Origin of the sequence: Mesorhizobium sp. M1004, from assembly GCF_040318795.1 — a bacterium.
In the GTDB taxonomy this organism is placed as follows: domain Bacteria; phylum Pseudomonadota; class Alphaproteobacteria; order Rhizobiales; family Rhizobiaceae; genus Mesorhizobium.
Genome location: NZ_JAMYNB010000008.1, coordinates 23829 through 37952, shown reverse-complemented (window position 1 = coordinate 37952; position 14124 = coordinate 23829). Strand labels below are relative to the sequence as shown.

The window sequence follows — 14124 nt, the reverse complement described above, 5'->3', positions numbered from 1 at the left end:
CTAGCGAAGACCGATACCCAAATTCGCGAAAATCGCAGTTTTCGCGAGCCAAAAGCGCAGGCCACCATGACCCTTATCGATACCCGCACGCCCGATGCCAAACGTTTTATTCCCGGCGCTACCGGCGATTGGGAGATCATCATCGGCCTCGAGGTTCATGCGCAGGTGACCTCGGAAGCAAAGCTGTTTTCCGGGGCGTCGACGACTTTCGGCGCGGCGCCCAACGCCAATGTCAGCCTCGTCGACGCGGCCATGCCCGGCATGCTGCCGGTCATCAATGAGGAATGCGTCAAGCAGGCGATCCGCACCGGCCTCGGATTGAAGGCGCAGATCAACCACAAGTCGGTGTTCGACCGGAAAAACTATTTCTATCCCGACCTGCCGCAGGGTTACCAGATATCGCAGTTCAAGCAGCCGATCGTCGGCGAAGGCACGATCGTCATTTCGGTCGGTCCCGACCGGCAGGGCGAGTTCGAGGACATCGAGATCGGCATCGAGCGCCTGCACCTGGAGCAGGACGCCGGCAAGTCGATGCACGATCAGCATCCCACCATGTCCTATGTCGATCTCAACCGCTCCGGCGTGGCGCTGATGGAGATTGTCTCCAAGCCCGACATGCGCTCCGCCGACGAGGCCAAGGCGTATGTCACCAAGCTGCGCACCATCGTGCGCTATCTCGGCACTTGCGACGGCAACATGGACGAAGGTTCGATGCGCGCCGACGTCAACGTCTCCGTTCGCAGGCCCGGCGGCGAATTCGGTACGCGCTGTGAGATCAAGAACGTCAACTCGATCCGCTTCATCGGCCAGGCCATCGAGTTCGAGGCGCGCCGCCAGATCGCCATCCTCGAGGATGGCGGCAAGATCGACCAGGAAACCAGGCTGTTCGACGCCGTCAAAGGCGAGACGCGCTCGATGCGCAGCAAGGAAGAGGCGCATGACTACCGCTACTTCCCCGATCCCGACCTTTTGCCGCTGGAATTCGACCAGGCCTATGTCGACGCGCTGGCCAAGGAGTTGCCGGAACTGCCCGACGACAAGAAGGCGCGCCTGATCTCCTCACTTGGCCTGTCGACCTACGACGCCTCGATCCTGGTGTCGGAAAAGCCGATCGCCGACTATTTCGAGCAGGTGGCCTCGGGCCGCGACGGCAAGCTTGCCGCCAACTGGGTCATCAATGACCTGCTCGGCCAGCTTAACAAGGCCGGCAAGGACATTGAAAATGCTCCTGTAACACCGGAGCAGCTCGGTGCCGTGATCGACCTGATCAAGGAAGGCACCATCTCCGGCAAGATCGCCAAGGATCTGTTCGAGATCGTTTGGAACGAGGGCGGCGATCCGCGCCAGCTGGTCGAAAGCCGCGGCATGAAGCAGGTCACGGACACCGGCGCCATCGAGAAGGCGGTCGACGAAGTCATAGCCGCCAACCCCGACAAGGTCGAGCAGGCTCGCGCCAAGCCGACCATGGCCGGCTGGTTCGTCGGCCAGGTGATGAAAGCCACCGGCGGCAAGGCCAACCCGCAGGCGGTCAACGATCTGGTCAAGGCCAAGCTCGGTATCGAATAGAACAATGTTCGTCCGCACCGCCAGCGAACGTGACCTTGCCGCCGTCCGCGCGCTGCTGGTCGAAACCTGGCACGCAACCTACGACGCGATCTATGGCGCCCAGCGGGTGATCGAAATTACCGACGACTGGCATTCGATCGCCTCGCTCAAGGCGCGGCTGACAAGGCCGAACTCGGAATTCCTGGTCGCCGATGACGGCAAGCGTATCGGCGGCATGGCTTTTGCCGCCGCAACGGCGGATGCGAAGATCGTGTTGCTGAACCAGCTCTATGTACTGCCGGCCTGCCAGCGGCAAGGCATCGGCCAGGCCTTGCTGGACGAGGTCGAAGCCAGCTTTCCCGAGGCAAACACTTTGCGGGTCGAGGTGGAACAGGCCAACGTGCCGGCCATCGCCTTCTACCGTTCGAAGGGATTTTTGCCGGCCGGCAGCACCGCCGATTGCGGCGGCGGTTCGGGGTTGCCGGCGCTGATCTTCGAGAAACCGCTGGGATAGGCGTCCGACGAAACGTTCAGTGCTGTCCTTTCAGGACGACCAGATAGCCGCGTTCCACCGGCTGCCGGAAGGCGATCTGTTCGGATGTGCCCGGATCTTTCGATTGCTTTTCGATGACGTAGCCGCCGGGATGAGACTTGAGCCATTCCTCAGGCTTGTCGGCGTTCTCGAATGGCTTCTCTATTCGCCCAAGGAAACCGACCTCGCCCTGATAGTCGTAAGCGACGGCCCAGTCGGCGTCCTTTCGTTCGTCGATGAAGCTCGCCAGCGGCGTGAGATCGTAGCGTTTGAACACGGTCGCCGAGGCGGCGGCGTGGCCGATGGCGAAAAGGGCAAGCATGACAAAGGCCGTCGCCCTCAGCCTGGCGACTGAAATCTCAGCCATGAAGTAGCCCAGCAGAATGGTCGCGAAGGGTAGTGCCGGCACGACATAGTGCGGCTGCTTGCCGGATATGGCGCTGAAGACCAGCAGCACCGCAATGAACGAGAACGACAGCAGGCGCAGGGCACGCAGATCCGGGGATTTGGTGTCGATCAGGCTGCGTATCCGGGCAACCGGCCTCAGCCGCCACACCGGGGGGATAAAGGCCCAGGGCACGAACATGAGCGGCAACAGCATCAGGTAAAAGTAAAACGGCCGGCTATGCGAATTGTGCAGGCTTCCGGTAACCCGACCCGCCGACTGGTTCCAGACGAGGTCGTAGACGAAACTGCCCTTGGTCAGGATGGTCGCGGGCGCCAGCCATATGGCGACCGGGACAAGGGCGGCGAGAATTGCCAGGCCGGCTCCGGCAAAGAACTGCAAAGGGGCAAGGCCGGCTCGCCGGTCACGCCAGAGGGGATAGAGTAGGACGGGCGCGCCGATGTGAATGAGCACGACCGGGCCTTTGGCCAGCACGCCGAGCCCGATGAACAGACCCGCCAGCACCGCCTGCCACCGGTTGCCGGTCCTGGCGAAGCCCAGCAACGACAGCAGTGCGGCGACCACGCAGGCCGTCAAAAGCATGTCGAACAGGATCAGGGTCGAATAGATGACAAAGACGGTGCTGCCGGCCACCAGCCAGGGGATGCGACTGGCGATGTCCGGGCGCTCGGGAAACAGGGTTTTGGCCAGAAGCGTCGTCAGCCAGATGACCAGCGACGAGGCGGCGAAGATGACGAGCATCGCCGCCGCGCGGCTCACACCGAAGATGTTCCAAGAGAGATCGATGAGCCAGAACAACAGCGGCGGCTTCTGCAGATAGGGCGCAAAGTTCATCGTCGGTACGAAGACATGTCCACCGAGATACATCTCCCAGGCGACGCTGAGATAGCGCGTCTCATCGACCGGCAGTAGCGGACGGAAAGCGAGCGCGATGCAAAGCAGGGCCAGCAGGAAGAGGTAAGGCAGCAGCCGTTCAATTCGTGTCGGTATCAAGTTCGGGGACCGCCCAGGAAATGGTTTCCACGTCCGGTCGTGCACGATGCACCGTCTCCGGACCGGAGCAGAACCGCACCATGATTTTGGCCGAATTGCAACGATGCCGGCTTGGTATTGTGGATTACGCCTGCGTACCGGCAAATAGTTGAAAAATTTGACGATTGGCTCCGAGTATGGCTTCAGGCCGAGCGCAGCGGCGGCGTCAATTCGCGCATCAGGAGTTCCAGCTCTCGCTGATCGCCGGTGGCGGTCTTGTCGAAGATCGTCGCCAGCTGTGATTTGACGGTGCCGTCCGAGACGCCGCTGGCAGCCGCGATTTCACGCCGTGTCAGCCCGGCGGCGACATGGCCGGCGACACGCTTTTCCGCTGCGGTCAGTCCGAACAGCGCAGCGATCGCTTCCAGCGCCGGCACTGAGGCGGCGCCGGCGGCGGCAATGAAGATGGCCGCGGCGGCGCGCGGCGATATGCGGGCCGAAATGTCGCGTCGCGCCAGAGGCATGACATGCGCCACCGCCGGAGACATGGCCTTCACCAGCGGAATGTTGATGCCGGACGGTCCGAGCGCGAATTCGTCGCGCGTGCCGAGCTGGACGGCGCGGCCGATGGCGGTGTTGGCGTTGGCATAAGCGAAGGACAGCTGGCCGCGCACCGAGGACACTGAGGCGGTTTCGGTGAGCAGGGCTTCGGCTGCCGGATTGGCGAAAATGATCTGCATATCGTCGGCGACGATCAGCACTGGATGGTCGAGGCTCTCAAGGATCGAGCGAAAGATGTCGGCCTTGCGCCGCTCGGCCTCGAACAGGTCGCCGATGGTCACCGCACGCCGGACATGGGGGGCGAGCCTGGACATCAGGTCGATATCCCTGGCTGAAATCTGGGGCCTGTCCTTGTCGGTAACCACCATCAGCGTGCCGGTGCGCGCCGGCTGCTTCATCAGCGCCACCCAGAAGAAATCGTCGAGACGGTTGGGTTCCACCCACTCGCGCACGATGCGGCTTTCGAGCCAGTTCTGGCGGGCGTCAGGGCCTTGCAGGGCGTAGACGCTATCGACGGTGAACGGCATGTCGATTTCCATCTTCGGCACCGCCTTGAAGAAGGGCACCTCGCAGGCGTAGTCGCGCTGCAGCGGCTCAAGCAGGACCGGATCGCCGCAGGAAGTCGAAAACCGGGCCGAGTTTCTCGCCGTATCGACGACCGCCAGCATGGCAAGCCGGCCGAGCGCCAATTTGCAGATTGATTCAAGCGTCGATGGCCAACGGCCGACATCGGCAATCGAATCGTAAATCGCTTCGACGATCTGCGGCAGGGCGCGACCGAATATGTTGGCCTGGACAGACACGTAGAGCCTCGTAAGGATTGCAGCATAGTGGCAGGTCACACACTGTCTCCGCCTTAGGTCGCACACAACATAGTCGGCCTGGTTACGTCTGTGAAACGTCTCACAGCGGCGTTCGGTGTATTGTGAGCGCTTACGGGCTGCCAGAACGTGCCTAATGAGCCGTTGTCTAAGAGCGCTCGGGCCGGGCTGCGATACAAATCAAAGTGAACCGAATTGGAATTTTTCAGGGAATAAATGAGGAAACTTCCACATTGTCGATCAACCTGGTTCTGCCAAGCCACGCCGCGGCAAGCAGGCGGCCATCGCCGTCACGCCGCCACGAGGTGAGCGTCAGGCTCTCGCGCGCGGCGACATAGTCGACGCTGTCGAAGCCTGCCTCGAGAAGCGCGGCAGTGGCTTTACCGGTCACGCCGTTTTCATCGGCACCGGCCGCGAGCGCTGCCGCCGTCTGGCGCAAGATGACATTGAGCTGTCGCGCGACGTCGAGTTCGGCGGCGTCGAGATAGGCGTTGCGCGACGACATTGCGAGGCCGTGCGCATCGCGCACGGTAGGCGCGCCGACGATGTTCACCGGAAGGTCGAGATCGCGGCAGAGCTTTCGGACGACGCAAAGCTGCTGGTAGTCTTTTTCGCCGAAGATGGCGTAGTCGGGCAGGGCTTGCAGAAAGAGCTTGGCCACGACCGTGGCGACGCCCTCGAAGAAGGTCGGCCTGAAATCCGATTCCAGGCCAGAAGACGGGCCGCCCACCGAAATTTTTGTGGCAAAGCCTGACGGGTACATTTCGGAAACCGTAGGCGTGAAGGCAAGCTGTGCGCCGGCCTCGGTCAGCCGGTCGAGATCGCGGGCCAGCTGCCGCGGATACTTGTCGAGATCTTCAGTGGGGGCGAACTGGGCCGGGTTGACGAAGATGGAGACGACGCAGCGATCGGCCGTTGCGAGCGCGGCCCCGACCAGCGAGATATGGCCGTCATGCAAAGCGCCCATGGTCGGCACCATGGCGACGCTCAGGCCTTCGCGCCGCCATTCGCGGATCTGCGCGCGAAGGCCGGGCACGGTGTCGACGACGAGCGGCTGGCTGATGGGGGGCCGGTTCATGCCTTGTCCTTGTCGCTCGCGGCTGAAAAGACGTGGCCCGGCCCGGGGAAGGTGCGGCTGCGCACCTCCGCCGCGTAGCGCGCGGCGGCATTGGCGACCACGCTGCGCAAATCGGCGTATTCCTTGACGAATTTCGGCACCCGGTCGACCGTCAGGCCGACCATGTCGTCGATGACCAGGATCTGGCCGTCGCAATCGCGGCTGGCGCCGATGCCGATGGTGGGAATGGCAATCCGCCGGGTGAGGTCGGTGGCAACGGCCTCGACCGTGCCTTCGATGACCAGCGAAAACGCGCCGGCCTTTGCGACCGCGTCGGCGTCGCGCATGAGCGCGGCCACATTCTCCGGGGTGCGGCCCTTGATCTTGTAGCCACCGTCCTTTTCCACCGATTGCGGCTGCAAGCCGATATGGCCCATCACAGGAATGCCGGCCGCGACGATTGCCGCGATCTGGAGGGCGACTTCGACGCCGCCTTCCAGCTTCACCGCCTGGCAGCCGGTTTCCTCAGAGATGCGGCGCGCCGAGGCAAGGGCTTGCGCGGCCGAAGTCTCGTAGCTGCCGGCCGGCATGTCGACCACCACGCAGGCCTTTGCCGAGCCGCGCATCACGGCCTGGCCATGGACGATCATCATTTCCAGTGACGCGCCAAGCGTGGTCTTGTGGCCATGCAGCACCATGGCAACGCTGTCGCCGACCAGGAGAAGGTCGACATGATCGTCGAGCAGGCGGGCGACGGGATAGGTGTAAGCGGTAAGGCATACGACCGGCACGCCGCCCTTGCGGGCGCGTATTATCTCCGCACTGATCCTGGCGACAGCTAAGGCCATTCCTCACCTCCCGCAGCCGGCGTTGACTACAGCGCCGCGCGTCCCGTGGACGCGCAAAGGAGGCTGTATCACTTTGGTTGCGCATGACCCCGAAAATCGATTTCGATTTTCGGGGTCATGCGGCAGCGCCGGGCGATGAGAGCTTCAGGAAGACGCAGCCGGCTTGGCAAGCGTCGGTTCGCAGGTGCGAAATGGATCGGCCAATGACCGAGCGTTTCGGCATGCCGTCAGTGCCGCAGGCGCCGCAAAACCCTTGCCTTCGCGGAGTCCTGACGCCATAAGCAGGAAGCAGGCACCGCCGTGCGCCCCGCGAGGATCTGAATGAAAACTTTCCTTCTGCAGTTTTTCACCTGGTGGAACCGCCAGACGCTGGGAACCCGTTTCCACACCTGGCGCCACGGCAACAAGGTCGGCCAGGACGCTGCCGGCAACGTCTACTACGAAGGCGGCGTCGATTCGGAAGGCCGCACCCGCCGCTGGGTCATCTACGCCAATTATTCGGAGGCGTCGGCGATCCCTCCGGGCTGGCACGGCTGGATGCATCACCGCGTCGATGTGGCGCCGCCAAGCGACGACTATCGGCCGCGCGAATGGGAAAAGGCGCATGAGCCGAACCTCACGGGAACACCGGCGGCTTATCGCCCGAAGGGTTCCGTGCTCACCAATCAGCACCGTCCGCAGGTGACGGGCGACTACGATGCGTGGACGCCTGGTTCTTGACCGCCGGCCGGTCCTTTGTCGCCACAATTGGCGTTTAGCTGCTTGCTGATATGACAACGGCGAATAGCCTTGGGCGTGACAGAATCACCCGGGCCCAAACCACCGGTATCTCCGCATGAACATTTTCAGCCTGACATCGATGGCCGGACTGGCGGCAATTGGCGCTATCGCCATGTTCCCGACAGCGTTTGCCGCGGCGCAGGCGCCTGCGGCAGCACCCGCAATCTCCGATCGCATCACCAATCCGGTCGCCGAATTTGCCGGCATCGACAAGATCACCGGCCGTATCATCACCTTCGATGTCTACATCGACGAAACCGTGCAGTTCGGCGCTTTGCAGGTGACGCCGCGCATCTGCTATTCGCGGCCGGAGAATGAAGAGCCGAAGACCGATTCCTTCGTCGAAGTCGACGAAATCACGCTCGACCGCAAGATCCGCCGCATCTTCACCGGCTGGATGTTCGCCGAGAGCCCCGGCCTAAACGCCGTCGAGCACGCCGTCTATGACGTCTGGCTAAAGGGCTGCAAGCAGAAGTCGGATGTGCCGCCGCCCGACGCGGCCAATGCCGAGACGCCCAAGGTCGACACGTCCAAGCCAAAGCCCGCCGCTGCTCCGGCCGCCGAACAGCCGGACCCCACGGAGCCTGACGCGACCAACACCAACTGATCCTCCGGAACCGTCATGGCCACCATGCGTTGGGCCATGGACGACCGCGCATTTGCGCGCTTGGAGGATATTCTGATGTCGGACAGCAAACGGATCACGGCCAGCAAAGACGACCTGCTCGAACTCGAAAAGGGGTTCTGGACGGGCGACGAAGCTTACTACGCCGCCAATGTCGACACAGAATGCCTGGTGGCATTTCCTGAGATGGCACAGGCAATGGACAATGCCGATCTGGCCAAGACCGCGACCAAGCCCAACCGCTGGCGCGACCTTCAGATTGACCTCAAGGGTATCATCGAGCCCGGCAGCGACATTATCATGCTGACCTATGAGGCTCATGCGACACGGGAAAACGGCGAGCCCTACGCGGCGCTGGTCAGCACTGGCTATGTCCACCGTGTCAACGGCTGGAAGATGATGTTCCATTCGCAGACGCCGATGGAAACCGCGAAGGGCTGACCCCTTTCACCGGTCGAGCCGGCTCGGCCGCTCGGTCTCCGATCAGGGATAAAAAACGGCTTCGCCCTTCAGCGCCTCGGCCAACATCTTCTCGTATTTGACGCGCGGCACGTCGACCGCGCCGAAGCGTTTGAGATGCTCAGTGGTGAATTGCGTGTCGAGCAGGGCAAAGCCGCGCGCCTTCAGCCGCTCGACCAGATGATACAGGCAGGTCTTGGACGCGTCGGTTTCCCGGGCGAACATGCTTTCGCCGAAGAACACGCGACCGAGCGAGACGCCATAGAGGCCGCCGACCAGCCGTTCCTCGCGCCATGCCTCGACCGAATGGCAGTGCCCCAGACGGTGCAGCTCGATATAGGCTTCGCGGATCGGCGCGTTGATCCAGGTCGAGCGGCGCTCCTCGCGCTTTTCGGCGCAGCCGTCGATCGTCGCCTCGAAATCGAAATCGAAGCGGATGTCGAACGGGTGCTTGCGAATTGTCTTCCGCAAGCTCTTCGGCGTGTGGAAGCCATCGAGCGGTATGATGCCGCGCGTCTCCGGCCGCACCCAGAACACTTCCGGGTCGGAAGCGCTCTCGGCCATCGGGAAGACGCCCGAGGCATAGGCCTTGAGCAACAGGTCGGTCGGAATGCGATAGCCGGGAGCGTAAGGACGGGTCATCGCGGCATCATAGCGGCAAGTCGGGCGCTATTCCTCTTTGGCCAGATACTTTTCCAGCCAGTGGATGTCGTAGTCGCCATTGGCGATATCGGCATTGCCGACCAGGTCGCGAAACAGCGGCAGCGTCGTCTTGATGCCATCGACGACGAACTCGTCGAGCGCCCGGCGCAGCCGCATCATGCATTCGACGCGGTTGCGGCCGTGCACGATCAGCTTGCCGATCAGGCTGTCATAATAGGGCGGGATTTTGTAGCCGGAATAGACACCGGAATCGACGCGGATGCCCAGACCGCCAGGCGTGTGGAAATGCGTAATCGTGCCGGGCGAAGGCGTGAAGGTGCGCGGGTCCTCGGCATTGATGCGGCATTCTATGGCGTGGCCGTTGAACTTGATGTCCTCCTGGCGCACCGAAAGCCCGCCGCCGGAGGCAACGCGGATCTGTTCGTGGACGAGATCGATGCCGGTGATCGCCTCCGTCACCGGATGCTCGACCTGCAGCCGCGTGTTCATCTCGATGAAGTAGAACTCGCCATTCTCGTACAGGAATTCGATGGTGCCTGCGCCGGAGTAGCCGAGGTCGGCGATGGCCTTGGCACAGATATTGCCGATGCGGGCGCGCTCCTCGGCGTTGAGGGCCGGCGAGGGCGCCTCTTCCCAGACTTTCTGGTGGCGGCGTTGCAGCGAACAGTCGCGCTCGCCGAAATGCACGCCGCGGCCGGCGCCGTCGCCGAATACCTGCACCTCGATGTGGCGCGGCTTTTCCAAGTATTTCTCGATGTAGACGGCATCGTCGCCGAAGGCGGCTCCCGCTTCCGTGCTCGCTGTATGCAAGGCGATCTCAAGGTCAGCCTCGGTAAGGGCGACCTTCATACCGCGCCCGCCACCGCCTGCCGATGCCTTGATGATCACGGGGTAGCCGATCTCGGCGGCAATGCGCCTGGCTTCCTTTTGATCGGTGACGGCGCCGTCGGAGCCCGGCACAACCGGAATGCCGAGCCGCTTTGCGGTGCGCTTGGCCTCGATCTTGTCGCCCATGATGCGGATGTGGTCGCCCGACGGGCCGATGAAGGTGATGTTGTGGGCGGCGAGAATGTCGGCGAACTTGGCGTTTTCCGACAGGAAGCCATAGCCCGGATGCACGGCATCGGCGCCTGTGATCTCGCAGGCTGCGACGATCTGGTGGATGTTGAGATAGCTGTCGCGCGACGGCGGCGGACCGATGCACACGCTTTCGTCGGCGAGCCTGACATGCATGGCGTCAGCGTCGGCGGTCGAATGCACGACCACGGTCTGGATGCCGAGTTCCTTGCAGGCGCGCAGCACCCGAAGCGCGATTTCGCCGCGGTTGGCGATGAGGATCTTCTGGAACATCCGGCCCGCTCTACTCGATCACGACGAGCGGCATGCCGTACTCGACCGGCTGGCCGTCCTCGAACAGGATCGCCGTCACCGTGCCGGCGCGCGGCGAAGGGATCTGGTTCATCGTCTTCATCGCCTCGATGATCAGCAGCGTCTGGCCTTCCTTGACCTTCTGGCCGACTTCGATGAAGGCCTTGGCGTCGGGCGAGGGCGCGAGATAGGCGGTGCCGACCATCGGCGAGGGGACCGCGTTCTTGGACGGGTCGGCCACTGCTGGTGCGGCAGCCGCGCCCGCCGCGGGCTGCTGCGCTGCCGGAGCATAACCGGCCTGCGGGGCGGCGATGGCGTGGACGGCCGGCGCCTGGCGCGACACGCGCACCTTCAGGTCGCCGAGCTCGACTTCGATCTCGGTGAGATTGGTGTCGTTCAGTATGCCCGCGAGATCGCGGATCAGTTGCTGGTCAACACCGGTCTTCTTTATCGACATTTTCGAGCCTTCTGTTTGTGGGCCGGTCATAAGCGTGCCGCCAGCGCCTGCAGCGCCAGCGAGTAGCCAAGCGGCCCGAACCCGCAGATCATGCCGACAGCGACCGGCGCGACCATGGAGACGTGGCGGAATGGTTCCCGCGCGTGGATGTTGGAGAGGTGAACTTCGGCGACCGGCAGCGGCGCGACAGCGCGGATGGCGTCGTGAATGGCAATCGAGGTGTGGCTGTAGGCACCCGGATTGATGACGATGCCGGCTGCCTTGTCGCCGGCTTCCTGGATCCAGTCGACGAGGTCGCCCTCATGGTTCGACTGGCGAAAATCAATCTCGAGGCCAAGCGCGGCGCCCGCCTGCTTGCAGTCGTCGGCGATCGCGGCAAGCGTCTTGCCGCCATAGATGCCCGGCTCGCGCTTGCCGAGCGCGTTCAGGTTGGGGCCGTTCAGGACGAAAATCGTTTTCAAAAATGCCGACCTTTTCCGACGCCGGCCTCAAGCCGGCGCGCAGGGCCTTCTATAATGGGCATAGCCGCCCGCGGAAAGAGCACAAGTGCCATCTTTCACTGTCCACAACAGGCGGAAATGTGCCCGTGAGAAATAGGCTCGCGTGCAAGATCAGAGCGCGGCTTTCGCCGCCTCGATCTTTTCAGCCAGCACTTCCTGGCCGAGCGCCCCGAACACCACCTCATTGCCGACCACGTAGGAAGGCGTTCCGGTGATGGCCAGCTTGTTGGCGAGGTCGAAGGTCTTGGAGAAAGCCTCGGTGATGGTCGGATCCTTCATCTTCTCGCGCAATTTCGCCTCATCGGCGCCTAGCGACAGCGCAACCTTGATGGCCGCCGCCTCGGTGGCGCGGCCCTGGCCGCCGAGCAGGGCGTTGTGGAACTCGCCGTATTTCTCCGGATGCATCAGGTGGAAAGCCATCGAGACGACGCTGGCCTTTTGCGAATCCGGCCCGAGGATCGGGAATTCCTTGAGCACGAAGCGCAGCTCCGGATCGGCCTTTGTCAGAGCCTGCATGTCGTCGATGGCGCGTTTGCAGAAGCCGCAATTGTAGTCGTAGAATTCGACGATGGTGACCTTGCCCTTCGGATTGCCGACGACGCCGTCGAAGGTCGAGTTGAAAATCTCGGACTTGGCCTTCTCGATGACGCCGAGGCTGGCTATGCGCTGCTCTTCCTTCTGCTTGGCCTCGAGCGCCTCCTGCACTTCGAGCAGCACTTCGGGGTTCTTCAGGAGATAGTCGCGGATAATGCCCTCGACCTCAGTGCGATCGATCTTGGTGTCGGCAGAGGCGGTTTGCACGGTCTGCGCCGCGCCGGCCTTGGCCACCTGCGGACTGCCGGCGACGAACCCGAAAGCGAGCATGGCAAGAGCAGCCGCCACTCCCGTCGTGCCGAGCAATATTGCCTTGTTCATCGTCTCATCCTCTTTACCGGTTCCGGTCTATCCTAGTCGCCGCGGGCGACCGGAAGGTTCATTTCTTGAGTTTGCCTGAAGGGTTGTAGTTTATGATGTCCTGCGCCCGAATCCAGCCGGGTTCGCCACGCTTCAAGTCCTTTTGCGCGCGCATGGCGAAAATTTTCGCATTCTTGTAATCGCCGGAATAGAAATGGCCCTCGGCGGTGGCGAGTTCCGCCGCCGGAATGTTGCCAAGCTCGCCATAGGCCTGGGCGAGATAGCGGTATCCGACCGTGTTTTCCTTGTCGCGCCCGAGGCCGTTGTTGATCTGCACCACCGCCTTCTTCAGCGAATCGGGCGTGCCGATGGCCATCAGCGCCTGGCCGAGAGAAACGGGCAACAGGCCCGACCTCACCGGATCGAGGCTGACCGCCTTGGCATAGGCGTCCGCGGCGTCCTTGGGCTTGTTGGCCTTCATCAGTATGTCGCCGCGCATTTCCTGGAAGTAGGGGTTCTTCGGCTGTTCCTTGATCAGTGCATTGGCCTTGGTCAGCGCCGCACCCAGATTGCCGTAGAGATAGGCCATCTGCGCTTCGCCATAGCGCGAGGCGAGGCTGCCCGGGGCCTTGCGGATCAGCCGCGTGGCCGCGGCCTGGCCGCCCATATAGGCGGCGATCTTGATGCGCATCATGTCGTGCCGCTGCTGCAGTGCCGGCGGATCGACCTTGTCGACGTTAGGGCTCTGCTTGACCAGCACTTCGAGATTGGCGATGCGCTCCTGCGGCATCGGGTGGCTGATGCGGTAGGGATCGACCTGCGTGCCGGAAAGCGACAGCGCGCTCTGGAAGCGGGCGAAGGTCTTCAGCATGCCCATGCCGGACTGGCCGGTGGCATTGAGATAGGTGATGGCAGAGCGGTCGGCGGTCGACTCTTCGGTGCGCTGGTAGGCAAGAATGCTGCGCTGCGCCATCTCGCCGCCGCCCGCGGCGACACCCATGCCGGCGCCGGCAAGGCCGCGGCTGTTGGTGGTGGCGCCGGCAACGATGGCGCCGGCGCCAAGCAGCGTGGCGATGATGGCCATGGTCTTGGCGCGCTCGAGCTGGTCGCGCAATTTCTGCTGATGGCCGCCTGCGATGTGGCCGGCCTCATGGGCGATGACGCCGATGATCTCGTTGGGCGTTTCGGCCTGCATCAGCGCGCCGGTGTTGATGAACAGCCGGCGCCCGGTAACGAAGGCGTTGAAGCTCTGATCGTTGACCAGAACGATATCGACACCGTCATTGGCAAGACCGGCCGCCTTGAAGATCGGCCGCGCATAGTCGCGCACCAGCGCCTCGATCTCGGCATCGCGCACGACCGGCACCGCCTGGGCGAAGGCCGTCACCGAGACGGTGACAGCGATGGCGGCCGCAAGCAAAAGCGTCGCGAAGCCGCGCGCTGTCTTCCCGATGGAAGATTTGGACATCGTCGATTTGGGTCGGCTCAGCATGAGGTACACTGGTAAACGAGCGGGCGAACGATGAAAAGTCACGGCACCGAAACTAGGCGAACTTGTGATCCTCACATCAATCGGGCATTTGTGCGGCGCTGCCGCCGGTTCATGGCTTCGAGCGGCGGGCCGGACGGAGGTCAA

The 14124-nt window shown here is 63.0% G+C and carries 15 protein-coding genes; 5 read left to right on the top strand and 10 right to left on the bottom strand.

The genetic code is table 11. The features are described 5' to 3' along the window. Positions 1–66: 66 nt before the first annotated feature. On the top strand, positions 67–1566 hold the full coding sequence (gene gatB, locus NKH54_RS17605) for an Asp-tRNA(Asn)/Glu-tRNA(Gln) amidotransferase subunit GatB (RefSeq protein ID WP_023681506.1): 1500 nt from the start codon (positions 67–69) through the stop codon (positions 1564–1566). Positions 1567–1570: 4 nt separating this feature from the next. After that, the gene (locus NKH54_RS17600; RefSeq protein ID WP_023828638.1) at positions 1571–2059 is read left to right on the top strand and encodes a GNAT family N-acetyltransferase; all 489 of its coding nucleotides are present in this window, start codon (positions 1571–1573) and stop codon (positions 2057–2059) included. A gap of 16 nt (positions 2060–2075) precedes the next feature. Here the strand turns inward: NKH54_RS17600 and NKH54_RS17595 are convergent, their stop codons facing one another. The 4 genes from NKH54_RS17595 to panB all read right to left on the bottom strand — a co-directional run bounded on the left by NKH54_RS17595 (position 2076) and on the right by panB (position 6742). Beyond that, positions 2076–3476, bottom strand: coding sequence for an ArnT family glycosyltransferase (locus NKH54_RS17595; RefSeq protein WP_353028619.1), 1401 nt, complete (start codon positions 3474–3476; stop codon positions 2076–2078). 182 nt (positions 3477–3658) lie between these two features. Beyond that, entirely contained in the window at positions 3659–4819 is a 1161-nt protein-coding gene (locus NKH54_RS17590; protein ID WP_353028618.1) for a helix-turn-helix transcriptional regulator, read from the bottom strand. Between the two features lie 223 nt (positions 4820–5042). Then, positions 5043–5900, bottom strand: coding sequence for a pantoate--beta-alanine ligase (gene panC, locus NKH54_RS17585; protein ID WP_353028726.1), 858 nt, complete (start codon positions 5898–5900; stop codon positions 5043–5045). An 11-nt stretch (positions 5901–5911) separates the two neighbouring features. Continuing rightward, the gene (gene panB, locus NKH54_RS17580; RefSeq protein ID WP_353028617.1) at positions 5912–6742 is read right to left on the bottom strand and encodes a 3-methyl-2-oxobutanoate hydroxymethyltransferase; all 831 of its coding nucleotides are present in this window, start codon (positions 6740–6742) and stop codon (positions 5912–5914) included. A gap of 321 nt (positions 6743–7063) precedes the next feature. Here panB and NKH54_RS17575 point away from each other — a divergent pair, with 321 nt between their 5' ends. The 3 genes from NKH54_RS17575 (at position 7064) to NKH54_RS17565 (ending at position 8588) form a co-directional block, all read left to right on the top strand. Beyond that, the gene (locus NKH54_RS17575) at positions 7064–7462 is read left to right on the top strand and encodes an NADH:ubiquinone oxidoreductase subunit NDUFA12 (RefSeq protein ID WP_352811347.1); all 399 of its coding nucleotides are present in this window, start codon (positions 7064–7066) and stop codon (positions 7460–7462) included. Between the two features lie 115 nt (positions 7463–7577). Continuing rightward, the gene (locus NKH54_RS17570) at positions 7578–8129 is read left to right on the top strand and encodes a DUF2155 domain-containing protein (protein WP_023667490.1); all 552 of its coding nucleotides are present in this window, start codon (positions 7578–7580) and stop codon (positions 8127–8129) included. 75 nt (positions 8130–8204) lie between these two features. Then, on the top strand, positions 8205–8588 hold the full coding sequence (locus NKH54_RS17565; protein WP_023667489.1) for a hypothetical protein: 384 nt from the start codon (positions 8205–8207) through the stop codon (positions 8586–8588). A 42-nt stretch (positions 8589–8630) separates the two neighbouring features. On the opposite strand, the gene aat is transcribed toward NKH54_RS17565, so the two are convergent. From aat to NKH54_RS17535, 6 genes are all read right to left on the bottom strand, one after another. Further along, positions 8631–9248, bottom strand: coding sequence for a leucyl/phenylalanyl-tRNA--protein transferase (gene aat, locus NKH54_RS17560; protein WP_023710574.1), 618 nt, complete (start codon positions 9246–9248; stop codon positions 8631–8633). A gap of 27 nt (positions 9249–9275) precedes the next feature. After that, positions 9276–10619, bottom strand: coding sequence for an acetyl-CoA carboxylase biotin carboxylase subunit (gene accC, locus NKH54_RS17555; RefSeq protein WP_353028616.1), 1344 nt, complete (start codon positions 10617–10619; stop codon positions 9276–9278). Between the two features lie 10 nt (positions 10620–10629). Beyond that, the gene (accB, locus tag NKH54_RS17550) at positions 10630–11094 is read right to left on the bottom strand and encodes an acetyl-CoA carboxylase biotin carboxyl carrier protein (protein WP_023681496.1); all 465 of its coding nucleotides are present in this window, start codon (positions 11092–11094) and stop codon (positions 10630–10632) included. 26 nt (positions 11095–11120) lie between these two features. Then, positions 11121–11555: a type II 3-dehydroquinate dehydratase gene (gene aroQ / locus NKH54_RS17545; protein ID WP_023667485.1), complete on the bottom strand. Its 435-nt coding sequence runs from the start codon at positions 11553–11555 to the stop codon at positions 11121–11123. A 150-nt stretch (positions 11556–11705) separates the two neighbouring features. Then, positions 11706–12509 (bottom strand): DsbA family protein, encoded by an 804-nt coding sequence (locus tag NKH54_RS17540; protein ID WP_353028615.1) that lies wholly within the window; start codon positions 12507–12509, stop codon positions 11706–11708. A 58-nt stretch (positions 12510–12567) separates the two neighbouring features. Then, positions 12568–13980: a M48 family metalloprotease gene (locus NKH54_RS17535; protein ID WP_353028614.1), complete on the bottom strand. Its 1413-nt coding sequence runs from the start codon at positions 13978–13980 to the stop codon at positions 12568–12570. Positions 13981–14124: the final 144 nt, after the last annotated feature.

Bases quoted from the DNA above. Each gene is read 5' to 3' on its own strand.
- gatB (WP_023681506.1), top strand. From the start codon at position 67: ATGACCCTTATCGATACCCGCACGCCCGATGCCAAACGTTTTATTCCC.
- NKH54_RS17535 (WP_353028614.1), bottom strand. From the start codon at position 13,980: ATGCTGAGCCGACCCAAATCGACGATGTCCAAATCTTCCATCGGGAAG.
- accC (WP_353028616.1), bottom strand. From the start codon at position 10,619: ATGTTCCAGAAGATCCTCATCGCCAACCGCGGCGAAATCGCGCTTCGG.
- NKH54_RS17540 (WP_353028615.1), bottom strand. From the start codon at position 12,509: ATGAACAAGGCAATATTGCTCGGCACGACGGGAGTGGCGGCTGCTCTT.
- NKH54_RS17575 (WP_352811347.1), top strand. From the start codon at position 7,064: ATGAAAACTTTCCTTCTGCAGTTTTTCACCTGGTGGAACCGCCAGACG.
- NKH54_RS17565 (WP_023667489.1), top strand. From the start codon at position 8,205: ATGTCGGACAGCAAACGGATCACGGCCAGCAAAGACGACCTGCTCGAA.
- NKH54_RS17570 (WP_023667490.1), top strand. From the start codon at position 7,578: ATGAACATTTTCAGCCTGACATCGATGGCCGGACTGGCGGCAATTGGC.
- panB (WP_353028617.1), bottom strand. From the start codon at position 6,742: ATGGCCTTAGCTGTCGCCAGGATCAGTGCGGAGATAATACGCGCCCGC.
- aat (WP_023710574.1), bottom strand. From the start codon at position 9,248: ATGACCCGTCCTTACGCTCCCGGCTATCGCATTCCGACCGACCTGTTG.
- NKH54_RS17600 (WP_023828638.1), top strand. From the start codon at position 1,571: ATGTTCGTCCGCACCGCCAGCGAACGTGACCTTGCCGCCGTCCGCGCG.
- accB (WP_023681496.1), bottom strand. From the start codon at position 11,094: ATGTCGATAAAGAAGACCGGTGTTGACCAGCAACTGATCCGCGATCTC.